The organism is Microbacterium sp. WCS2018Hpa-9, from assembly GCF_031843745.1.
Lineage (GTDB): Bacteria > Actinomycetota > Actinomycetes > Actinomycetales > Microbacteriaceae > Microbacterium.
In genome coordinates this window covers 273,935-295,153 of the sequence record NZ_JAVTIY010000005.1, presented here as the reverse complement: position 1 = coordinate 295,153, position 21,219 = coordinate 273,935, and the positions used below count along the sequence as shown (strand labels likewise).

At 67.5% G+C, this 21,219-nt stretch carries 20 protein-coding genes; 13 read left to right on the top strand and 7 right to left on the bottom strand.

The genetic code is table 11. The features are described from left to right. Positions 1 to 66 precede the first annotated feature (66 nt). From aceE to RQG82_RS12610, 6 genes are all read left to right on the top strand, one after another. On the top strand, positions 67 to 2,793 hold the full coding sequence (gene aceE, locus RQG82_RS12635) for a pyruvate dehydrogenase (acetyl-transferring), homodimeric type (protein WP_311259412.1): 2,727 nt from the start codon (positions 67 to 69) through the stop codon (positions 2,791 to 2,793). 31 nt (positions 2,794 to 2,824) lie between these two features. After that, positions 2,825 to 4,030: a CdaR family transcriptional regulator gene (locus RQG82_RS12630; protein WP_056377454.1), complete on the top strand. Its 1,206-nt coding sequence runs from the start codon at positions 2,825 to 2,827 to the stop codon at positions 4,028 to 4,030. Between the two features lie 105 nt (positions 4,031 to 4,135). Further along, positions 4,136 to 5,056, top strand: coding sequence for an ACP S-malonyltransferase (locus RQG82_RS12625; RefSeq protein ID WP_311259411.1), 921 nt, complete (start codon positions 4,136 to 4,138; stop codon positions 5,054 to 5,056). Continuing rightward, positions 5,053 to 6,054, top strand: a complete 1,002-nt coding sequence (locus RQG82_RS12620; RefSeq protein WP_311259410.1) for a beta-ketoacyl-ACP synthase III — start codon at positions 5,053 to 5,055, stop codon at positions 6,052 to 6,054. The genes RQG82_RS12625 and RQG82_RS12620 overlap by 4 nt, the downstream gene beginning before the upstream one ends. Before the next feature lie 68 nt (positions 6,055 to 6,122). Next, positions 6,123 to 6,371 carry an acyl carrier protein gene (locus tag RQG82_RS12615; RefSeq protein ID WP_017202249.1) on the top strand — a complete coding sequence of 83 codons (249 nt, stop codon included), beginning with the start codon at positions 6,123 to 6,125 and terminating at the stop codon, positions 6,369 to 6,371. 90 nt (positions 6,372 to 6,461) lie between these two features. Next, positions 6,462 to 7,700: a beta-ketoacyl-[acyl-carrier-protein] synthase family protein gene (locus RQG82_RS12610; protein WP_311259409.1), complete on the top strand. Its 1,239-nt coding sequence runs from the start codon at positions 6,462 to 6,464 to the stop codon at positions 7,698 to 7,700. A gap of 62 nt (positions 7,701 to 7,762) precedes the next feature. On the opposite strand, the gene RQG82_RS12605 is transcribed toward RQG82_RS12610, so the two are convergent. Further along, a complete protein-coding gene (locus RQG82_RS12605) occupies positions 7,763 to 8,428 on the bottom strand; it encodes a hypothetical protein (RefSeq protein ID WP_311259408.1) in 666 nt (221 codons plus the stop codon). A gap of 95 nt (positions 8,429 to 8,523) precedes the next feature. Here RQG82_RS12605 and RQG82_RS12600 point away from each other — a divergent pair, with 95 nt between their 5' ends. Beyond that, positions 8,524 to 9,927 carry a PLP-dependent aminotransferase family protein gene (locus RQG82_RS12600; protein ID WP_311259407.1) on the top strand — a complete coding sequence of 468 codons (1,404 nt, stop codon included), beginning with the start codon at positions 8,524 to 8,526 and terminating at the stop codon, positions 9,925 to 9,927. A 138-nt stretch (positions 9,928 to 10,065) separates the two neighbouring features. Here RQG82_RS12600 and RQG82_RS12595 read toward each other — a convergent pair whose 3' ends face one another. Then, complete coding sequence (locus RQG82_RS12595) at positions 10,066 to 10,569, bottom strand: DUF3145 domain-containing protein (protein ID WP_042537526.1); 504 nt, start codon at positions 10,567 to 10,569, stop codon at positions 10,066 to 10,068. Positions 10,570 to 10,757: 188 nt separating this feature from the next. Continuing rightward, on the bottom strand, positions 10,758 to 11,531 hold the full coding sequence (locus RQG82_RS12590; protein ID WP_311259406.1) for a hypothetical protein: 774 nt from the start codon (positions 11,529 to 11,531) through the stop codon (positions 10,758 to 10,760). Positions 11,532 to 11,707: 176 nt separating this feature from the next. Between RQG82_RS12590 and RQG82_RS12585 the strand changes: the two genes are divergently transcribed. The 3 genes from RQG82_RS12585 (at position 11,708) to RQG82_RS12575 (ending at position 15,307) form a co-directional block, all read left to right on the top strand. Beyond that, entirely contained in the window at positions 11,708 to 13,711 is a 2,004-nt protein-coding gene (locus RQG82_RS12585; RefSeq protein WP_311259405.1) for a DUF262 domain-containing protein, read from the top strand. A 1-nt stretch (position 13,712) separates the two neighbouring features. Continuing rightward, positions 13,713 to 14,960, top strand: coding sequence for an alpha/beta fold hydrolase (locus tag RQG82_RS12580; protein WP_311259404.1), 1,248 nt, complete (start codon positions 13,713 to 13,715; stop codon positions 14,958 to 14,960). Between the two features lie 65 nt (positions 14,961 to 15,025). Beyond that, positions 15,026 to 15,307 (top strand): hypothetical protein, encoded by a 282-nt coding sequence (locus RQG82_RS12575; protein ID WP_311259403.1) that lies wholly within the window; start codon positions 15,026 to 15,028, stop codon positions 15,305 to 15,307. A 75-nt stretch (positions 15,308 to 15,382) separates the two neighbouring features. On the opposite strand, the gene RQG82_RS12570 is transcribed toward RQG82_RS12575, so the two are convergent. From RQG82_RS12570 to glgA, 3 genes are all read right to left on the bottom strand, one after another. After that, complete coding sequence (locus tag RQG82_RS12570) at positions 15,383 to 15,640, bottom strand: type B 50S ribosomal protein L31 (protein WP_201469959.1); 258 nt, start codon at positions 15,638 to 15,640, stop codon at positions 15,383 to 15,385. 91 nt (positions 15,641 to 15,731) lie between these two features. Further along, positions 15,732 to 16,517 (bottom strand): ABC transporter ATP-binding protein, encoded by a 786-nt coding sequence (locus RQG82_RS12565; protein ID WP_311259402.1) that lies wholly within the window; start codon positions 16,515 to 16,517, stop codon positions 15,732 to 15,734. Positions 16,518 to 16,534: 17 nt separating this feature from the next. Then, positions 16,535 to 17,719, bottom strand: coding sequence for a glycogen synthase (glgA, locus tag RQG82_RS12560; RefSeq protein ID WP_311259401.1), 1,185 nt, complete (start codon positions 17,717 to 17,719; stop codon positions 16,535 to 16,537). Positions 17,720 to 17,788: 69 nt separating this feature from the next. Between glgA and glgC the strand changes: the two genes are divergently transcribed. From glgC to RQG82_RS12545, 3 genes are all read left to right on the top strand, one after another. Then, positions 17,789 to 19,030: a glucose-1-phosphate adenylyltransferase gene (gene glgC, locus RQG82_RS12555; protein WP_311259400.1), complete on the top strand. Its 1,242-nt coding sequence runs from the start codon at positions 17,789 to 17,791 to the stop codon at positions 19,028 to 19,030. A gap of 61 nt (positions 19,031 to 19,091) precedes the next feature. Beyond that, on the top strand, positions 19,092 to 19,727 hold the full coding sequence (serB, locus tag RQG82_RS12550) for a phosphoserine phosphatase SerB (RefSeq protein WP_311259399.1): 636 nt from the start codon (positions 19,092 to 19,094) through the stop codon (positions 19,725 to 19,727). Positions 19,728 to 19,760: 33 nt separating this feature from the next. Continuing rightward, entirely contained in the window at positions 19,761 to 20,459 is a 699-nt protein-coding gene (locus RQG82_RS12545; RefSeq protein WP_311259398.1) for an alpha/beta fold hydrolase, read from the top strand. A gap of 21 nt (positions 20,460 to 20,480) precedes the next feature. Here RQG82_RS12545 and RQG82_RS12540 read toward each other — a convergent pair whose 3' ends face one another. Then, on the bottom strand, positions 20,481 to 21,188 hold the full coding sequence (locus RQG82_RS12540) for a beta-ketoacyl-ACP reductase (protein WP_311259397.1): 708 nt from the start codon (positions 21,186 to 21,188) through the stop codon (positions 20,481 to 20,483). Positions 21,189 to 21,219: the final 31 nt, after the last annotated feature.

Here is a 21,219-nt window from a genome sequence, read left to right as displayed (position 1 = left end):
ACAAGGTTGCCCGCGTCGCTTCCCGTTTCAATGGCATGACCTGCCAGCTTGACGAAAGGCTCCCCCGTGACTGTGCACGACCAGGATCCGTATTCCCAGGGCCCCCTCGACAGCGATCCGGAGGAGACGGGCGAGTGGCAGCAGTCGCTCGACGAACTCGTCGACGCGAAGGGCCACGGCCGTGGCCGCGAGATCATGCTCAGCCTGCTCAAGCGCTCGAAGGAGCTGCACCTGGGCGTGCCGATGGTCCCGACCACGGACTACATCAACACGATCGCGCCCGAGAACGAGCCCGAGTTCCCGGGTGACGAAGAGGTCGAGCGTCGCTACCGCGCGTGGATCCGCTGGAACGCGGCCATCACGGTGCACCGCGCACAGCGCCCCGGCATCGGCGTCGGCGGTCACATCTCGACCTACGCGTCGTCGGCCGCCCTCTACGAGGTGGGCTTCAACCACTTCTTCAAGGGTCTCGACAACCCGGGCGGCGGAGACCAGATCTTCGTCCAGGGCCACGCCTCCCCCGGCACGTACGCCCGTTCCTTCCTCGAAGGCCGCCTGAGCGAAGACCAGCTCGACGGCTTCCGCCAGGAGAAGTCGCACGCCCCGCACGGCATCCCCTCGTACCCGCACCCGCGTCTGATGCCGGAGTACTGGCAGTTCCCGACCGTCTCGATGGGTCTCGGTCCGATCAACGCCATCTACCAGGCGATGTCGAACAAGTACCTCGAGAACCGCGGCATCAAGGACACCTCCGAGTCGCACGTCTGGGCCTTCCTCGGCGACGGCGAGATGGACGAGGTCGAGAGCCGCGGTCAGCTGCAGGTCGCAGCCAACGAGGGCCTCGACAACCTCACGTTCATCGTCAACTGCAACCTGCAGCGCCTCGACGGCCCTGTGCGCGGCAACGGCAAGATCGTCCAGGAGCTCGAGTCGTTCTTCCGCGGTGCCGGCTGGAACGTCATCAAGGTCGTCTGGGGCCGCGAGTGGGACGACCTGCTCGCCCGCGACACCGAGGGCGCTCTGCTCAACCTGATGAACGTCACCCCCGACGGCGACTACCAGACGTACAAGGCCGAGTCCGGCGCGTACGTCCGCGAGCACTTCTTCGGCCGCGACGAGCGTGCCGCCGCCCTGGTCAAGGACTACTCCGACGACCAGATCTGGAACCTCAAGCGCGGTGGTCACGACTACCGCAAGGTCTACGCCGCGTTCAAGGCCGCGACCGAGCACAAGGGCAAGCCCACCGTCATCCTCGCCAAGACCGTCAAGGGCTACGGCCTGGGTCCGCACTTCGAGGGCCGCAACGCGACCCACCAGATGAAGAAGATGACGCTGGACAACCTCAAGACGTTCCGCGACGCGATGCACATCCCGATCACGGACGCGCAGCTCGAGGAGAACCCGTACCTGCCCCCGTACTACAACCCGGGTCCCCAGGACGAGACGATCCAGTACATGCTCGAGCGTCGCAACGCCCTCGGCGGGTTCCTGCCTGAGCGTCGTTCGACACACGTCGGTCTGTCGCTCCCCGACGACACGGCGTACGCGCTGCCCAAGAAGGGCTCCGGCACGCAGGAGATCGCCACCACCATGGCGTTCGTCCGTCTGCTGAAAGACCTGCTGCGCTCGAAGGACTTCGGCCACCGCATCGTGCCCATCATCCCCGACGAGGCTCGCACCTTCGGAATGGACGCGTACTTCCCCTCGGCGAAGATCTACAACCCGAACGGCCAGCACTACACCTCGGTCGACCGTGAGCTCCTCCTCGCCTACAAGGAGAGCCCGCAGGGTCAGATCGTGCACGTCGGCATCAACGAGGCAGGCGCCCTCGCGGCGTTCACCGCGGCCGGCACCTCGTATGCCACGCACGGCGAGCCGCTGATCCCGATCTACCTCTTCTACTCGATGTTCGGATTCCAGCGCACGGGTGACGCTCAGTGGGCTGCCGGCGACCAGATGGCCCGCGGGTTCATCATGGGCGCCACGGCCGGCCGCACCACCCTCACGGGTGAGGGCCTGCAGCACGCCGACGGCCACTCGCACCTGCTCGCCGCCACCAACCCGGCGACGGTCTCGTACGACCCGGCCTACGGCTACGAGATCGCGCACATCATGCGCTCCGGTCTCGAGCGCATGTACGGCGGAAACCACGAAGACCCGAACGTCATGTACTACATCACGCTCTACAACGAGCCCATGGTGATGCCCTCCGAGCCCGAGAACGTGGATGTCGACGGCATCGTGCGCGGCATCCACCGCGTGTCAGTCGGCGCGGGAGAGGGACCCCGCGCCCAGCTCTTCGCATCGGGCGTCGGACTCCCCTGGGCCCTCGAGGCGCAGCAGCTGCTGAAGAACGACTGGGGTGTGATCGCCGATGTCTGGTCGGTCACCTCGTGGACCGAGCTGCGCCGCGACGGTCTCGCCGCCGACGAGCACAACTTCCTGCACCCAGAAGAAGAGCCCCGCACCGCGTACCTCACGCAGAAGCTGCAGGGCGCCGAGGGTCCGGTCGTCGCCGTGAGCGACTTCATGCACGCCGTGCAGGACCAGATCCGACCGTGGGTCCCGCAGCGTTTCGCGACGCTGGGCGCCGACGGCTTCGGCTTCTCCGACACGCGTGCAGCCGCCCGTCGCTTCTTCAAGATCGACGGTCCGTCGATCGTCGTCCGCACGTTGCAGTCTCTTGCCGAAGACGGGGTCGTCGACCGTTCTCTCGCCGCGCAGGCCATCCAGAAGTACAGCCTGCACGACGTGAACGCCGGCACCAGCGGCAACGCGGGCGGCGAAAGCTGAGTCATCGGTGACGGGTTCCTCTTCGCGCGACATGGACAAGTCCGCCACGCTCACCTGGCTGCGCCGGATCTCAGGCGACATCGCCTCTGTGACCATCAAGCGCCTCGAGGACACCCTGCCGTGGTACGCCGACATGCCACCAGCCCGCCGCTCTGCGGTCGGGCTGGTGGCTCAGGCGGGCATCACGTCGTTCATCCAGTGGTACGAGGATCCGACGTCGACACCATGGATCGCCGCTGACATCTTCGCGGCAGCACCCCGAGAGCTGCTGCGCAGCGTCAGCCTGCAGCAGACTCTGCAGCTCATCCGGGTCACCGTCGAGGTGACCGAAGAGCGCGTCGCCGGACGAGGCGCAGATCTCCGAGAGGCGATCCTGCTCTACTCGCGCGACGTGGCCTTCGCCGCTGCCGACGTCTACGCCAGAGCCGCTGAGGCTCGCGGTCTGTGGGACGCCAGGCTCGAGGCACTCGTCGTCGACTCCATCCTCACCGGCGAAGCAGACGAAGAGCTGCCGAGTCGGATCGCTGCCCTGGGATGGCACGGCCACGGAGAGGTCGCGGTGCTGGTCGGCACGACTCCCCCGCAGTTCGACGTCGATCTCGTGCGTCGCACGGCGCGCAAGCTCGCGGTCGACGTGCTCATCGGAGTGCAGGGGTCCAGACTCGTGCTCGTGATCGGCCGTGCTCGTATCGCCGGCCAGGAGCCTGCCGAAGGCGAAGAGGAAGAACTCGGCTTCGAAGAGATCGCCACGCGACTCGAGCCCTCGTTCGGCCCCGGTTATGTCGTGCTCGGCCCCGCGGTCGCCGCGCTCGTCGACGCGAGTCAGAGTGCACGGGCGGCCCTCGCAGGGTTCGCCGTGGCCCGCGCCTGGCGCAGCGCTCCCCGGCCGGTCGACGCAGACGACCTCCTTCCCGAGCGGGCTCTTGCGGGCGATCCGCTCGCCAAGCAGACGCTGATCGAGCGCATCTATCGCCCGCTGCAGGCGCACTCCACCGATCTCGTGACCACCCTCTGGAGCTACCTCGACAACGGTCGATCGCTCGAGGCGACCGCCCGAGAGCTGTTCGTGCACCCGAACACCGTGCGCTACCGGCTGAAGCGCGTCAGCGAGGTCATCGGCTGGGATGCCACGGGTCCTCGCGAGGCTCTGATCCTGCAGACCGCCCTCATCCTCGGATCGATCGGCGCCGCAGAGCAGGTGCGTCGCCGGGCTCCCCTGCGTCGTCCATCGCGCTGATCGGCCCTCGGAGCGCCGATCAGCTGTACGCCACACACAAGGGTTTTCTCGAATCTTGTGATGGATCATCCACCACTCACGGCAGATCGTTGGCAGACTGGGGTTGTGATTGTCGTCGTATGCCCTGGACAGGGCTCGCAGACCCCCGGTTTCCTCTCCCCCTGGCTCGAGCTCGACGGTGTGGCAGACAGCCTCGCCGCGTTCTCCGAGGCGGCGGAGGTCGATCTTCAGCAGCACGGCACGGTGTCGGATGCCGACACGATCCGCGACACGCGCATCGCTCAACCTCTGATCGTCGCCGCCTCGCTGATCGCGGCGAACGCGCTCACAGCGCGTGCCGGTCGTCGAGTCGACGGTATCGCCGGACACTCGGTAGGCGAGATCGCCGCGCTCGTGGGCAGCGGTGTGATCGATGCCGAGACAGGAATGCGCCTGGTGGGCATCCGAGGTCGCGCCATGGCTGACGCCGCCGCGCAGACCCCCACCGGCATGAGCGCCGTGCTGGGCGGCGATGAAGAGACAGTCCTCACGCGTCTCACCGAGCTCGGGCTCTCCCCCGCCAACTACAACGGCGGCGGCCAGCTCGTGGTCGCCGGTGAGCTCGCAGGGCTCGATGCCCTCGCCTCCGAGCCCGTCAAGGGCACCCGGGTCATCCCGCTGCAGGTGGCCGGCGCGTTCCACACGTCGTACATGGCCTCAGCAGTCGCCGCCCTGCGCGACGCGGTCGCGACCGTGACCCCGGCCGACCCGGACATCACGCTCTGGACCAACCGTGACGGTTCTGTCGTCACCGAGGGAACCCGAGCGCTGAGCTACCTCGTCGACCAGGTCTCATCGCCGGTGCGCTGGGACCTCTGCATGGCGTCGTTCGCCGATCACGGCATCACCGGCCTGATCGAGCTCGCGCCCGCCGGTGCGCTCACCGGTCTCGCCAAGCGCGGTCTGCGCGGAGTTCCCGCCGTCGCCGTGAAGACCCCCGATGATCTCGATGCGGCCGTCGCGCTGCTGAACGGAGAAGCCGCATGAGCCCCATCCTGAACCAGGTCACCGGTCCGGCGTACACGCGGATCTACTCCTTCGGCGCTGCCCGCGGTGAGAACGCCGTCCCCAACGACGACCTGATCGGACCGATCGACTCGAGCGACGAGTGGATCCGCCAGCGCACCGGCATCGTGACCCGTGTGCGCGCCGACAAGGGCACGGATGCGATCGACCTCGCCGCGATCGCCGGCGCGGAGGCCATCGAGAAGTCCGGCATCCCCGCCGACCAGGTCGACCTCGTGATCGTCGCCACCATCAGCAACCCGAAGCAGTCGCCATCGGTGTCGGCGATCGTGGCCGACCGCGTGGGTGCGAACCCTGCGGCCGCCTACGACGTCAACGCGGCGTGCGCCGGCTACGCCTACGCGATCACTCAGGCAGACGCGCTGATCAAGTCGGGCGCAGCTCGCTACGCCCTCGTGATCGGCACCGAGAAGCTGTCAGACGTCGTCGACCCGGCCGACCGGAGCATCTCCTTCCTGCTCGGCGACGGCGCGGGAGCAGCCCTCATCGGTCCGAGCGACACGCCGGGCATCGCCCCCGCGGTGTGGGGATCCGACGGCTCGAAGGCCGATGCGGTCGGCATGAACGCGACGCTCACCGAGTTCCGCGACGGCGAGGTGCCGTGGCCGACCCTGCGCCAGGAGGGTCAGACGGTCTTCCGCTGGGCCGTCTGGGAGATGGCGAAGGTCGCGCGCGAGGCGCTCGACAGGGCCGGCGTCGAGCCGACCGACATCGCCGCATTCATCCCGCACCAGGCGAACATGCGCATCATCGACGAATTCGCCAAGCAGCTGAAGCTGCCCGAGTCGACGGTGATCGCGCGCGACATCGAGACCACAGGCAACACGTCGGCGGCCTCCATCCCGCTCGCCAGCCACCGTCTGATGGCCGAGCACCCCGAGCTCTCGGGCGGCCTCGCCCTGCAGATCGGCTTCGGCGCCGGACTCGTGTTCGCCGCTCAGGTCGTCGTCCTTCCCTGAGAATGCGCTGACTTTCCCTAGACTGTTCCACGGTTCCGAATACAACCCGTAAGAAAGAGGAAGACCACATGGCTTTCACCAACGATGAGGTCCTCGCTGGCCTCGCAGAGCTGATCACCGACGAGACCGGCATCAACGCATCCGAGGTCGCCCTCGAGAAGTCGTTCACCGACGACCTCGACATCGACTCGATCTCGATGATGACGATCGTCGTCAACGCCGAGGAGAAGTTCGGCGTCACCATCCCCGACGACGAGGTCAAGAACCTCAAGACCGTCGGCGACGCTGTCAACTTCATCGTCGCAGGCCAGGAGTAATCCTCGAAGGATGCCACCCCCGCACCGTCGGGGCGTGGCATCCTCCGCCTTGCCCGCTCTCTGCTCGACCCGCCTGACAAGGAACCACACATGACCAAGCGCATCGTCGTCACCGGCATCGGCGCCACGTCCGCCATCGGCGGGACAGCTCCCGAGAACTGGACGAACCTGCTCGCAGGCCAGTCCGGCACCCGCACCCTCGAGCACGACTGGGTGCAGCAGTACGAACTGCCCGTCACTTTCGCCGCCGAGGCGATCGTGCGCCCCGAAGAGGTCCTGCCCCGCCACGAGGCGAAGCGGCTCGACCCCTCCTCGCAGTTCGCGCTCATCGCGGCGCGCGAGGCATGGGCGGATGCCGGTTCTCCCGAGGTCGCTCCCGAGCGCCTCGGAGTCGACTTCGCCACCGGCATCGGCGGCCTCTGGACCCTGCTCGACGCGTGGGACACCCTGCGCGAAAAGGGTCCCCGGCGCGTGATGCCGTTGACCGTCCCGATGCTGATGCCGAACGCCGCGGCCGGCAACCTGTCGCTGCAGTTCCAGGCTCGCGCCTATGCGCAGACCGTCGTCAGCGCATGCGCCTCGAGCACCGAGTCGATCATCCACGCCTTCCACCACCTGCAGGACGGTCTCGCCGACGTCGTTATCGCAGGTGGCACCGAATCGGCGATCCACCCGATCACGATGGCGTCGTTCGCCTCGGCGCAGGCTCTGTCCCGTCGCAATGACGATCCCGCCACCGCCTCGCGACCCGGCGCGATCGACCGCGACGGCTTCGTGATGGGCGAGGGCGCAGCCGCACTCATCCTCGAGACCGAGGACCACGCCAAGGCACGCGGTGCCAAGATCTACGGCTACGTGCTCGGCGGTGGCGTCACCGCTGACGCGTATCACATCACGGGCAACGACCCCGAAGGCAACGGCGCCGCACGCGCCGTGACGCAGGCGCTCGACGAGGCCGGCGTCACCGCCGACCAGGTCACCCACATCAACGCGCACGCCACGTCGACCCCCGTGGGCGACCCCAATGAGTACGTCGCTCTCAAGAAGGTCTTCGGCGAGCGTATCGATGAGATCCCCGTCTCGGCCACCAAGGCGTCGACCGGGCACCTGCTCGGCGGCACGGGAGCTCTCGAGGCGATCTTCGCGCTGCTCGCGATCCGCGACCGCGTCGCCCCGCCGACCATCAACATGACCGAGCCCGACCCGGCCGTGCCGTTCCGCCTCTCGGGCGAGCCCACGCCGCTCGGCGACGGTCCGCAGATCGCGATCAGCAACTCGTTCGGCTTCGGCGGCCACAACGCCGTCGCCGTCTTCGCGAGCGCTGACTGACCCGCAGCGATGACGAAGAGCGGCCCCCGGGTATCCCGGGGGCCGCTCTCGTCTCTGCAGGTCTAGTGCGCGGTCGCCCGTGCGAGCTGACGGGATCTCGCCGCCCGGACGCGAATGGTCCATGGCAGGAACCAGCCGATGAGCGGTCCCACGCCGAAGGCGAAGAGCACCGTCCCGACGCCCACCGGCCCGCCGAGCAGGAACCCGATCAGCAGGACGCTCCCCTCGATGAGTGTGCGCACGAGCCACACGGGCCAGCCGGTGCGTCCCACGAGCCCCGTCATCAGGCCGTCACGCGGGCCGGGGCCGAAGTCGGCCGCGATGTACAGCCCGGTGGCGAAGGCGAGCAGCACCAGCCCCGCCACGAACATCGGAGCACCGACCCAGATCGACGGCGGTGCGGGAATGACGGCGAGGGCCAGATCCGCGCTGGGCCCGACGAGCAGTGCGTTGAGCAGTGTGCCGAGCCCGACGCGCTGCCGCAGCGGGATCCACAGCAGCAGTACGAGCACCGAGACCAGCACGGTGACGACGCCGTATCCGATCCCCGTCTGCCCTGAGACGCCGAGAGCGAGGACATCCCACGGCGCAACGCCGATGCCCCCGCGCACCATCAGACCGAGCGCGACGCCGTAGAGGAACAACCCGACGAGCAGCTGCACGATGCGCTCGACGGCGTCGCGTCGACTGGTGGCGCTGATCGGGAGGAAGACGGAACGAAGCTGCATCTCTCCATGCTGGCCCAGTCATCCATCGGGTCCACGAGACCACTCGGCGACAAGTGGCCTGCTTTCTTCGGTCCACTTTGCGGCATGCTGGAGTCATGACCTCACGGCTCGTCCAGCAGCTCGGGGCCCACACCGTCGCCGATGCGACGGCGAAGGCCCTCGCAGAGCACATCCGCGCGTTGATCCTCGACGGTCGGCTCACCGTGGGCGAGCGGCTGCCCAGCGAGCGAGCGCTCGCGCTCGAGCTGCGACGATCGCGTTCCACGACCACCCGCGTCTACGACCTCCTCGAAAACGACGGGTACGTCTCGCGCCTGCACGGGGGCGGCACCCGCGTCACGCTGCCGCACACCGCAGCCCCGTCCGGCGGCGCGGCAGACGAATCGGCGATCGACCTGTCGATCGCGTCGATGGATTCGACTCCCGGGCTGTACGACGCGACGGTGCGATCGCTCCCCCGGCTCGCGGCGATGCGCGGCACCAGCGGTTACTCGCTGCGAGGCCTGCCCGAGCTGCGCGAGGCTGTCGCACAGCGCTTCACCCAGCGGGGAGTGCCGACGGATGCCGACGAGATCATGATCACGTCAGGCGCGCTCAACGCGTTCAACCTGGTGCTCGCCACGATCGGCCGGCGGGGTGAGCGCGCGCTCGTCGAGCAGCCCACCTTCCCGCATGCACTCGAGGCGCTCCACCGCCACGGCTACCGGCTGCTGCCGACCCCCGTCGATGTCACCGGCTGGGATGAGGGCCATCTCACCGATACCCTGCTGCGCGGGCGCCCCCACCTCGCGTACCTCATCCCCGACTTCCACAATCCCACGGGGGCCACGCTCTCCGACGTCGAGCGGTCTCGCATCGCAGCGACGGCTCGGAGCGTCGGCACTCACCTGATCGTCGATGAGACGACCGCCGAGCTCGACATCGACCGAGGCTGGACCCCGCTTCCCCTCTCGGCGTTCAGTCCGCACGTCATCACCGTGGGCTCGATGTCGAAGATCGCCTGGGGAGGCATGCGCATCGGCTGGATCCGGGCCGACCGCTCGGTGATGGCCCGCCTGCTCGCCACCCGTCCCTCGTTCGAGCTCGGCACGGCACTGCTCGAACAGTGCATCGCCGTCGAGTTGCTGCAGGAGATGCCGGCGCTCACCGCCCATGTCGCGACGCGCCTGCGTGCCGGTCGCGAGGCCGTTGCTGCAGGACTCGGAGCATTCGAGACGATAGCCATGCCGCAGACGAGCGGCGGTCTCTCGGCCTGGCTCGACCTGGGCGCCCCCGTGTCGACCGCCCTGTCGCTGGCCGCGCGTGATCGCGGGCTGATCCTTCCTCCCGGGCCGCGGTTCTCCACGGGCGGCGTGCTCGAGAGGCGCTTGCGGATTCCGATCACCCTGCCGCCGGAGCGCACTGCCGAGGCGATGGATCGACTGCGGCTCGCGTGGGAGGACGTCATGACAGGGGGCACCGCGGCCGGGGCCGAGATGCCACGCTCGGCCGTCATCTGACAGACGAAGACCCCGTTCCCGGGTGCCTGGGAACGGGGTCTTCGTCATGTGTGGAACGGGAATTCGCCTTCTCAGCGTCCGGGATCGCTCACCGGCATCCGATACTCGCGCCTTCCCGTTCCAGGTCTGGGTGGCCGCCTAGCCGACCTTGTGCAGCCATACCACGCGGGCGTCGTCGCTCGCATGACGGAACGGCTCCAGTTCCTCATCCCAGGCGGAGCCGAGCGCGATGTCGAGCTCGCGCTGCAGCTCGGTCGCGCTGCCGGCGGCGATCTCCATCGCATAGCGAATGCGGTCCTCACCGACGACGATGTTGCCCGCGGCATCCGTCTGCGCATAGTGGATGCCGAGGTCGGGAGTGTGCAGCCAGCGTCCGCCGTCGCTGCGGGGCGTGGGATCCTCGGTGACCTCGAAGCGGAGATGCTCCCAGCCGCGGATCGCGGTCGCGAGAGCAGCACCCGTGCCGACCGGGCCGTCCCAGTAGAACTCGGCGCGACGAGCACCGTCGAGCACCGGCTGGTCGCTCCAGTCGAAGTTCACTGCGCGACCGATAGCGCGTCCGACCGCCCATTCCAGGTGCGGGCAGAGCGCGCGAGGTGCAGAGTGGATGAAAACCACTCCGCGTGCGTAAGCCGTCGCCATGATCTCTCCGTTTCATCAGGTGCGTCTTCCCCAACGACCTGAAACAACGAGAACTGGCGTGAATATGCGGTTGTGGGCCTATTCTCGCCCAGACCAGGCGAAATCACAAGCATGTGATTCACACGACGAAGGCCCCGGCCGCAGGACCGGGGCCTTCAGACCGCGAACGGTCGTAGATCAGACGAGGATCAGGCCTCGCTCATCGCCTGCTTGACCTGCTGGCCCTTCGCGGCGTAGTAGGCGGCGCGAGCTGCGTCACGGCGAGCCTGCTCGGCGTACCCGGCCTCGCGCACGTCCTGCGGAACCTCGACGTTCGGAACGTCGTCCGTGCCGTGGTACTTCTCGATGTAGGCGTCGAGCTCGGGGCCCGACGTCCATGACGTGATGAGGCAGTAGCGCGGCTCGGTGCCCACGTGGGTCGCGGCGTGCCACAGACGCTGCGTGTCGACGATGAGCTGCGCGCCTGCCGGCAGAGCGATGCGGTATTCGATGCTCGGGTCGGTGCGGTTCTCGCGCAGGACGAAGAAGCTGTCCTTGTCGTCGCTGAGGTTGAAGAAGCCGCGCACGACCCAGCCGGTGCCGTCGGGGTTCAGACGGTTGTTGTCGTCCTGGTGGAGGTTGTAGAGGCACTCGCCGTACGGGGTCGGCTGCAGCTCGATGACGCGGCAGCGACCGACGTTCGCGCCCGGCTCCTGCGCACGACGCGTCAGGTTCGGCGCCTTGGCCGTCTGCGAGTCGATCCAGACGCCGTCCTTGTCGGTGCGCGGCGGCTTGTGGTTCCAGAAGCCGTTGCACTCGATCTCGCCCTTGGCGCTGGCGAGCGGGGCGAAGCGGGTGTCACCCGACGACTTCCAGTCGTTGTACTCGATGTCGAGCCATTCCTTGGGGTCGAGCTCCTGGTTGTAGCTGTCGAGAACGACGAAGCCCTTGTCTTCGAGGGCGGCGGACTTGATGTATCCCATGATCTGAACCAGATCCTTTCATCGGGGGCCAGCACGTTTTAACAGGCCCTGATAAGGCAAGCCTAACAGGGCCCCTCTGGAGCGCCGCAGGGGGCCGCCGGGAATAAGCGAATAGACTGAATCGGGCGCCTGGCGACTCTTCGGCGCCGGGCGTTACGGGAGGACGAGACACCAGCATGAGCACTGCGACCAACGTCGAGGCGACAGCTGTCAACACGATCGAGTGGCTCGCAGAGGACTCCACGACCATCGTCGTGCCGGTGTACCAGCGTCAGTACCGGTGGGACATCGGCGGCTGCGAGCAGCTTCTCTCCGATGTCCGTGCGGTCGCCCGCGCAGACCCGTCGCACCGTCACTTCATCGGGTCGATCCTCTCGGCCGCCGATGACAGCGAGGCCGACACCGACCTCGTGCTGATCGACGGCCAGCAGCGCATCACGACGCTGATGCTGCTGGTCGCAGCACTCCGGCATGCGGTTCAGGACTCCGATCCCCTGCTCGCGGCAGAACTCGACCGGGTGCTCGTGCGTCCGGACGACCCCACACGCACCAAGCTGCGCCCGCACGACGCGTGGGCCGAGCTCTACGAATCCGTGGTGCTGGAGCGCGATGTCCAGGCAGAGCGCGAGTCGCGCTTCGATGACAACTATGCGTTCTTCCGCAGCCAGGTGCACGCCGACGAGGCTCCGCAGATCTGGGCGGGGCTGAAGAAGCTCGAGCACGTCTCGATCACGCTCGGCGCCGACGCGAACGCGCAGCAGATCTTCGAGAGCCTGAACTCCACGGGCGAGCCGCTGCGCGACCACGAGCTCATCCACAACTACATGCTGATGGGGTTGACCCACGCCGAGCAGCTCGACGTCGAGGCGCGGTTCTGGCTGCCGATCGAACAGCACACCGGTGAGACCATCGGCGCGTTCTGGCGGCACTATCTCGTGATGACGACGGGCCGCGAGGTCGCCGCCAACGGCGAGCACGGCGTCTACAGCGCGTTCCGGCAGTCCTTCCCCCGCGTCGACCTCGATCACCTCCAGGCGGATGCCGAGGTCTGGCGTCACTACGCCGAGATCTACGGCATCCTGCTCGACCCCTCGCTCGAGCGGGACCCCGAGATCGCGCGGCAGCTGCGATACGTCAACACCTTCGGCCGCGCATCGTATCCGCTGGTTCTCAGTGTCTACAGCGATCACTCCCGCGGGGCCATCGGCCGCGACGAGCTCGTCGAGACGCTCGAGTGGATCCAGACGATGTACCTCCGCCGCACGCTCGTGAACCTGCCCAACGAGCGACTGGTCGCCCGGCTCTGTCGCGCCAGGGCGAACGGCCGAGAGGCTCTTGCGCGCGCGTTCGCCCGGATCACGCCGTCGGACGAGCGCGTCAGCGCCGTTCTGAAGTACAGCGAACTGCCGCATCCGGCCTATGTCCTCGCGCGGCTCGAGGGGGTCGACGACCCTGACGAGTTCGATGTGGAGCACATCGTGCCCACCGTCCCCAGCGACAGCTGGTCGGGCGACGGCCAGCGTCCGTGGATCGACTACTCGGATGACGAGCGCAACGCGCATCGCGCCCTCGCCCCGACTCTCGGCAATCTCACCCTGCTCGAGCAGTCGCTCGCAGAGCGGGTCTTCGGAGAGTCCTACTCCGTGAAACGCGATGCGGCATACGCTCGCAGCTCCGTCCCCGAGACCAGGGCGCTCAGGACCACGGATGTGTGGGGAACAGCGGCCATCTCGCAGCGTACGATCCGGCTCACCTCCGACCTCCTGAAGATCTGGGCCCGCCCCGCGCTGCCCGAGATCGACGACGACGGGCTCACCCCCATCCTCGACGCCGTCCGCCGACGCGGGTGGCCGGCCGGATGGGAACGCGAGTTCGAGTACGTCGAGTACCGCGGAGAGCGCTGGGAGGTCTTCGACGTCAAGCATCTCTTCAACCGCGTGTTCCGCCGCGCGTGGACCGACACTCGCGACGCAGCCGTGTCGTACTGCTCGAGCCACGGCGGCCCGATCTACGACGCGATGGCCTGGAAGGGGCAGTGGGATCAGCTCGACGACACCCACCACCTCTACATGGGCTGGGATTCGAACTACATGATGAACGCAGTGCAGGGCGTGCTCCACGAGGCGGACATCGCCTCGGAGGTCTTCGTCAAGTACTCCTACATCGGGAATGTGATGTGACATGACGACAACCATCCGCCGCCTCCTCGATCTGACCGTCGAAGAGCACACGCTGACCGTCCCGCTCGTGTGGGGAGATGCAGCAGACACCCGCACGATCGATGTCTTCGCGCGCGTCGTCACTCGCGACGGGGGCGAGCGACTCCCCTACCTGGTCTTCCTGCAGGGCGGTCCGGGCCACGAGGCCCCTCGGCCGTTCCACTCATCGACCTCCCCGGCCTGGCTCGACGAGGCCCTCGCACACTATCGAGTCGTGATGCTCGACCAGCGAGGCACCGGACTCTCGACGCCGGTTGGCGATGCTGATCTCGAGCGCGGCCCGGCCGCGGTCGCCGAGTACCTCACACATCTGCGCGCCGACTCGATCGTCCGCGACTGCGAGGCGATGCGCGAACACCTCGGCGCGGAGACGTGGAGCGTGCTCGGCCAGTCCTTCGGGGGCTTCACGACCCTGGCCTACCTGTCGACCGACGCGGACTCGATCGCCGACGTCTTCATCACGGGTGGGCTCAGCACCGTCGACCGGCACCCCGATGAGGTCTACGCGCTCTGCTACGACAAGATGCGCGCGGCCTCCGAACGGTACTACCGCAGGTTCCCCGAGCACCGGGATGTGATGCGCCGCCTGGTCGATCGGGCCGATGCAGGCGACATCGTGCTGCCAGACGGCGAAGTGGTCTCGCCCTCGCGACTGCGTTCGGTGGGTTCTGCGCTCGGCACGAACGACGGGTGGCAGACCGTGTGGTCGCTGCTCGAGCGCGATCCCGCGTCAAACGCCTTCCGCCACGACCTGATGCACGCGATGCCGTACAGCGGCCGCAATCCGCTCTACTTCGCGTTCCACGAGTCGAGCTACGCCAGCGGGCAGGCAACACGCTGGTCGGCGGAACGCACGGAGCCGCAGGACTTCCGCGACGACGTCACACTGTTCACGGGCGAGCACATCCGCCGCGAGTGGACCGAGACGGTGCCGGCCTTCCAGCCGTGGCGTGACGTCACGCTCGCGCTGGCGGACTTCGAATGGCCCCGGATCTACAACGAGGTCGCCATCGCCACCTCCGGTGCGACGGGCGCTGCCGCCGTCTATGTGAACGACGTCTACGTGCCGATGGAGTTCTCACTCGAGACCGCTCGCCTTCTGCCCGGCGTGGAGCTCTGGGTGACCAGTGAGCATGAACACAACGGCGTGCGCTCAGGTCCGGTCCTCACGCATCTCATAGATCTCGCGCACGGGCGCCGCATCCGCTGAGCACCTCCGCCGGAATCCTCCTGTAGACGGATGCCGAGGCGGCGGGAGCCGCATAGCCTGGTCCCATGGCCGACGCACTCGGGATGCTCCTCACGATCGCTATCCTCCTCGTCGTCGTGATCGCGACGGTAGTGGTGATCGTGTCCGTCTACGCGAAGGCGCCGCTTGAGAAGAAGTACGAGAGCTCCGGGGGTGGCCTGGGCGGTTCGTTCGACGCGATCTGGATGCCTTCGGCGCATGAGGCCGGAATGGAACGCGACCGTCAGACGCAGCGCACCGCCCCGGCACCATCCCCCGGCGACCCGCCGAGCAGGATCGACGGCGAACGCATCATCATCGACATCTGACCTCGCGTGCGACCCTGGTGAGACGACGAAGGCCCCGTGTTCCGAGGAACACGGGGCCTTCGAACGCGGTGGTCGTTACTTGGTCGATCCGCCGAAGCCCTTGAAGCGCTGGTTGAACTTCTCGACGCGGCCGGCCGAGTCCATGATGCGCTGCTTGCCCGTGTAGAACGGGTGCGATGCCGACGAGATCTCGACGTCGATGACGGGGTACTCGACGCCGTCGAGCTCGATCGTCTTGTCGCTCGAGACCGTCGAACGGGTGAGGAACGTCTCGCCCGAGCCGAGGTCGCGGAACACGACTGCCTTGTACACGGGGTGAATGTCAGTCTTCATGGGATTCCTTAGTTGCTGCCCTGGATTGTGCCAGGGACGAGGGAAGTCTGCGGTGCAGAGAGCACCAAGGATCGATTCTATCAGATCCGCGTCAGGATGCCGCGCGGGCCGCATAGCGGCCCTCATCGCTGCTGAGGACGATCGGCATGCCGAACGTCTCGGTCAGAGTGTCGGCGGTCAGCGTCTCGGCGATGGGACCGGCAGCCACGATGCGCCCCTCGCGCATCAGCAGCACGTGCGTGAACCCGACCGGGATCTCCTCGACGTGATGCGTGACCATCAGCATCGCGGGTGTCGTCGGCGACGAGGCATAGCCGCTCAGAAGCGCGAGCAGCTCCTCGCGTGAGCCGAGGTCGAGAGAGGCAGTCGGCTCGTCGAGCAGCAGCAGCTCGGGGTCGGTCATCACGGCGCGGGCGATCTGGACGCGCTTCTGCTCGCCGTCGCTCAGGGTGCCGAACGTGCGATCGGCCAGGTGGTCGAGACGCCAGTCTCCGAGCACCCGCAGCGCACGGCGCTCGTCGATGTCCTCGTAGTTCTCGTTCCAGCGTCCGAGCACGGAGAATGCCGCCGTGAGCACGGTGTTCAGGACTGTCTCATCGCGCGGCACGCGCTTCGCCATCGCCGAGGAGGCGAAGCCGATGCGCGGACGCAGCTCGAACACGTCCGTTCGCCCGAGGGTCTCCCCCAGCACCGTGACGGTTCCCGACGTCGGGTGCATCAGCGTGTCCGCGAGCTGGAGCAGTGTGGTCTTTCCTGCGCCGTTGGGTCCGAGGATCACCCACCGCTGATCATCGTCGACCTGCCAGGTCACGTGATCGATGATGTCGCGCCCCTCGCGGCGCACGACGACGTCGGTGAATTCCAGGGCGATCGACATGCCTCCAGCCTATCGGCTCAGGCGGTCAGCTCCGCGTACAGCGCGCGCGTGGTGTCGGCGATCGCATCCCAGCTGAACTCCGCGCGAGCGCGCTCCCGACCGGCCGCGCCGTAGGCGCGAGCCTGCTCGGGATCGGATGTCACCTCGGTGAGCACGCTCGCGAGGTCGGAGACATACCGTTCGGGGTCGACCGGAGTTCCGGTGCCGTCCTGCAGCTGCTCGATCGGCACCAGGCGCCCGGTGACGCCGTCGTCGACGACCTCGGGGATGCCGCCGGTGGCCGTGCCGACGACAGCGGCCCCGCAGGCCATGGCCTCGAGGTTCACGATGCCCAGCGGTTCATACACCGACGGGCATACGAACGTCGTGGCCGCCGTGAGGATCGCCGAGAGCTCGTCGCGCGGCAGCATCCGATCGATCCAGATGACTCCCTCGCGGGTCTGCTGGAGAAGGCGCACGCCCTCCTGCACCTCCGCCATGATCTCGGGAGTGTCGGGCGCGCCGGCACAGAGGATCAGCTGAACCTCCGGGGGCAGCAGGCGCGCGGCCTGCAGCAGGTACGGCAGACCCTTCTGGCGGGTGATCCGGCCGACGAAGACGACAGACGGTCGAGCAGGGTCCATGCCGACCGACTCGAGGAACGCGGGGTTCTGCACCGGGCGCCACCGCTCGACGTCGATCCCGTTGTGGATCACGCGCACCCGGGCGGGGTCGACGGAGGGATAGCTGCGCAGGATGTCCTCGCGCATTCCGGCGCTGACCGCGATCACCGCCGCCGCGTTCTCGTAGGCGAGCTTCTCGATGCCGCTCGACACCGCGTACCCGCCACCGAGCTGCTCGGCCTTCCACGGGCGCAGGGGCTCGAGGCTGTGCGCGGTGAGCACATGGGGGATGCCGTGCAGCTGCGAGGCGAGGTGTCCGGCGAAGTTCGCGTACCAGGTGTGGCTGTGCACGAGATCGGCATCGGAGATCGCCGCCGCGATCTCGAGATCGGTCCCGAGCGTCTGCAGAGCGGCATTGGCCGAAGCCAGTTCTGAGGGGGCCTGATACGAGAAAGTACCCGCCTCATCCCGCGGAGCACCGAAGGCCCGAACCTGTACATCGATATTCTGCCGCAGGGCCGTGACGAGCTCTGCGACGTGCACACCCGCACCTCCGTAGATCTCGGGCGGGTATTCCTTCGTGATCATCTCGACGCGCATGTCTAGACGGTAGTGACTCACTTGTCCAGATGCTAGTTAGCCGAGCCGAATCACATCTATGGTTGGTGCATGTCCGCTCCAAAGAAGATCTTCGGCATCATCCTCGCCGGCGGCGAGGGAAAGCGTCTCATGCCCCTCACGGCCGACCGCGCAAAACCTGCAGTGCCTTTCGGCGGACAGTATCGATTGATCGATTTCGCGATCTCGAACCTAATCAACTCGGGTCTGCGCCAGGTCGTCGTCCTCACGCAGTACAAGTCGCACAGCCTCGACCGCCACATCTCGCAGACCTGGCGCATGTCGGCGCTTCTCGACTCGTACGTCACCTCCGTGCCCGCGCAGCAGCGTCTGGGCAAGCGCTGGTTCTCGGGCTCCGCCGACGCGATCCTGCAGAGCCTCAACCTCATCAACGACGAGAAGCCCGACATCGTCGTCGTGATCGGCGCCGATCACGTCTACCGCATGGACTTCCGGCAGATGCTCGACGCTCACATCGAGTCGGGTGCGAACGCCACCGTCGCCGGCATCCGCCAGCCGCTCGCGATGGCTTCTCAGTTCGGCGTGATCGACGCCGACACCGAGTCGGGTCGCATCAAGCAGTTCCTCGAGAAGCCGACCGACATCGCGGGCCTCGAGGACTCGCCTCACGAGGTGCTCGCCTCGATGGGCAACTACATCTTCGACGCCGATGCGCTGATCGCCGCGGTCGAGGCAGACGGCGAATCGCCCACCTCGGGTCACGACATGGGCGGCGACATCGTGCCGTACTTCGTCGATCGGGGCGAGGCCGGCTACTACGACATGAAGCGCAACGACGTTCCGGGGTCCTCCCCGCGAGACCGCTCGTACTGGCGCGACGTGGGTACCATCGACTCCTTCTTCGACGCGCACATGGATCTGATCTCCACGCTGCCCATCTTCAACCTCTACAACATGGAGTGGCCGATCCACTCGCAGGCAGTGAACTCGCCGCCCGCCAAGTTCGTGCGCGACTCCGTCGGGCGCATCGGCAATGCGATCGACTCGATCGTGTCTCTCGGATCCGTGCTCTCGGGCACTCATCTCGAGCGCAGCGTCGTGGGCCCATGGACGCTCGCCGGCGGCGGGTCGACGATCACCGATTCTGTCGTCTTCGACGGCGTGAGAATCGGGGCCGGTTCCCGCGTGCATCGGGCCATCCTCGACAAGAACGTCGTCCTCGCCGACGGCGCGACCGTCGGTGTCGACCGCGAACGCGATCTCGCTCGGGGCTTCACCGTGACCGATTCCGGCATCACCGTGGTGGGCAAGGGTCTCTTCATCGAGCGTTGAGGATGTCGGTCGACGACTGCCGTGCACCGACCGCTGACTTCTGGTCGCTAGGCTCGGAGGCGTGACTGCCGCGCGATTCCTCGTCGTCCTCGATGCCGATTCCACCCTCATCCGCAATGAGGTGATCGAGCTGATCGCCGACGAGGTGGGGCGCGGGGCCGAGGTGCAGGCTGCTACCGAAGCCGCGATGCGCGGCGAGATCGACTTCGCCACGAGCCTGCGCTCACGCGTCGCAGCTCTCCAAGGCGTGCCGGTCTCGGGATTCGCTCGTGTGCTCGCCCGCATCGAGCCGACTCCCGGCGTGCGCGAGCTGACGGCAGCCGTGCATGAGCGCGGGGGCGTCGTCGGCGTGGTGTCAGGCGGGTTCCACGAGCTCCTCGACGATGTCGCACCCGCACTCGGCGTCGACCGCTGGCGTGCGAACCGCCTCGAAGTCGCAGACGGCTCTCTGTCAGGGCGGGTCGACGGCGAGATCGTGGATGCCGCTGTGAAAGCAGCCACGCTGTTGCAATGGGCGGAGGAGCTCGGCGTGCCCCGTCGCGCCACGATCGCCATCGGAGACGGCGCCAACGACCTGCAGATGATGGCGGTCGCCGGGCTCGGTCTCGCCTTCAACGCGAAGCCCGCCGTGCGCGAGGCCGCGAGCCTCGTCATCGGACCGCAGGATCTCTCCGAGGTCATCGCACTGCTGCCCTAGCGGATGTCCGATGCCCCGTCTAACCTCGGGCGCATGGACATCATCCTCATCCCCGGTCTCTGGCTCGATGCGTCCAGCTGGAGCGAAGTGACAACCGATCTCGAACGTGCAGGGCACACGGTGCATCCGCTGACCATGCCCGGCGTGGGTCTTCCTGCCGCCGAGTCCGCTGACATCGGCATCGCCGACTGGGTCGGCGCTGCGGTGGCCGCAGTAGACGCCGTATCCGAGCCCGTGGTCGTCGTCGGTCACAGCGGCGGTGGCAACGTCGCATGGGGCGTCGCCGATGCGCGGCCCGATCGCGTCTCGCGGGTGATCTTCGTCGACACGGTGCCGCCGCCGTCCGGGTTCGGCATCAGCGAGTTCGAGATCGTCGACGGCGTCGTCCCGTTCCCCGGGTGGGATTTCTTCCCGGCTGAAGACGTCGACGACCTCGACGACGCGACCCGCGCTCGCACCGCACCCCTCACGCACAGCGTGCCCGCGCGCGTGCCCACTGATGAGATCGCACTCGGCTCCGGTGAGCGTCATCGGGTGCCGGTGACGCTGCTCATGGGCGGTCTCGACCAAGAGACACTCGAGTCCGAACTCGAGCAGTGGGGGCCGTATGCCGACGAGTTCCGCGCGATCGACGATGTCGAGGTGGTGCGCATCGGATCAGGTCACTGGCCGCAGTTCTCGGTGCCGAACCGGCTCGCCGCACTGCTCGACGCCGCGATCACCCGCCGATGACGGAGCGTCGACGGCGGAGGATCAGTGCCCCATCCCGAGGCCGCCGTCGACGGGGATGACAGCACCCGAGATGTACCCGGCGTCATCGCCCGCGAGCCACGTGACGACGCCTGCCACCTCATCGGGCGTCGCGAAACGTCCGGCCGGGATGTTCGCCTTGTACTGCTTCTGAGTCTCTTCGGGAAGCTCAGCCGTCATGTCGGTCTCGATGAATCCGGGCGCGACGACGTTCGCGGTGATGCCACGTCCGCCGAGCTCCCTCGTCAGAGAACGGGCGAAGCCGACGAGCGCGCTCTTCGAGGCGGAGTAGTTCACCTGGCCAGCGGAGCCGTAGAGGCCCACGACGCTGGAGATGAGGATGACTCGGCCGAATCGAGCCCGCAGCATGCCCTTAGAGGCGCGCTTGACGACGCGGAAGGTGCCGCCGAGGTTCGTCGCGACCACGCTGTCGAAGTCGTCCTCGCTCATCCGCAGCAACAGAGTGTCCTTGGTGATGCCCGCGTTGGCCACGACGATCTCCACGGGGCCGAGCCGATGCTCGACCTCGGTGAAGGCTGCATCGAGCGCAGCGGCATCGGTGACATCCGCACGAACCGTCAGAGTGCCCTCGGGGCCTTCGCCGCTGCGAGCCGTGACGGCGACGCGGTAGCCGTCCCTGACGAATCGTTCGGCGATCGCGCGGCCTATGCCGCGATTTCCGCCGGTGACGAGGACGACGCGAGAACTCATTTTCCACTCCTGATCTGGCCGGTGGGGTTCG

Coding starts and splice junctions, on each gene's coding strand:
- RQG82_RS12630 (WP_056377454.1), top strand. CDS start 2,825: ATGGACAAGTCCGCCACGCTCACCTGGCTGCGCCGGATCTCAGGCGAC.
- RQG82_RS12620 (WP_311259410.1), top strand. CDS start 5,053: ATGAGCCCCATCCTGAACCAGGTCACCGGTCCGGCGTACACGCGGATC.
- RQG82_RS12615 (WP_017202249.1), top strand. CDS start 6,123: ATGGCTTTCACCAACGATGAGGTCCTCGCTGGCCTCGCAGAGCTGATC.
- RQG82_RS12610 (WP_311259409.1), top strand. CDS start 6,462: ATGACCAAGCGCATCGTCGTCACCGGCATCGGCGCCACGTCCGCCATC.
- RQG82_RS12605 (WP_311259408.1), bottom strand. CDS start 8,428: ATGCAGCTTCGTTCCGTCTTCCTCCCGATCAGCGCCACCAGTCGACGC.
- RQG82_RS12600 (WP_311259407.1), top strand. CDS start 8,524: ATGACCTCACGGCTCGTCCAGCAGCTCGGGGCCCACACCGTCGCCGAT.
- RQG82_RS12595 (WP_042537526.1), bottom strand. CDS start 10,569: ATGGCGACGGCTTACGCACGCGGAGTGGTTTTCATCCACTCTGCACCT.
- RQG82_RS12590 (WP_311259406.1), bottom strand. CDS start 11,531: ATGGGATACATCAAGTCCGCCGCCCTCGAAGACAAGGGCTTCGTCGTT.
- RQG82_RS12585 (WP_311259405.1), top strand. CDS start 11,708: ATGAGCACTGCGACCAACGTCGAGGCGACAGCTGTCAACACGATCGAG.
- RQG82_RS12580 (WP_311259404.1), top strand. CDS start 13,713: ATGACGACAACCATCCGCCGCCTCCTCGATCTGACCGTCGAAGAGCAC.
- RQG82_RS12575 (WP_311259403.1), top strand. CDS start 15,026: ATGGCCGACGCACTCGGGATGCTCCTCACGATCGCTATCCTCCTCGTC.
- RQG82_RS12570 (WP_201469959.1), bottom strand. CDS start 15,640: ATGAAGACTGACATTCACCCCGTGTACAAGGCAGTCGTGTTCCGCGAC.
- RQG82_RS12565 (WP_311259402.1), bottom strand. CDS start 16,517: ATGTCGATCGCCCTGGAATTCACCGACGTCGTCGTGCGCCGCGAGGGG.
- glgA (WP_311259401.1), bottom strand. CDS start 17,719: ATGCGCGTCGAGATGATCACGAAGGAATACCCGCCCGAGATCTACGGA.
- glgC (WP_311259400.1), top strand. CDS start 17,789: ATGTCCGCTCCAAAGAAGATCTTCGGCATCATCCTCGCCGGCGGCGAG.
- RQG82_RS12545 (WP_311259398.1), top strand. CDS start 19,761: ATGGACATCATCCTCATCCCCGGTCTCTGGCTCGATGCGTCCAGCTGG.
- RQG82_RS12540 (WP_311259397.1), bottom strand. CDS start 21,188: ATGAGTTCTCGCGTCGTCCTCGTCACCGGCGGAAATCGCGGCATAGGC.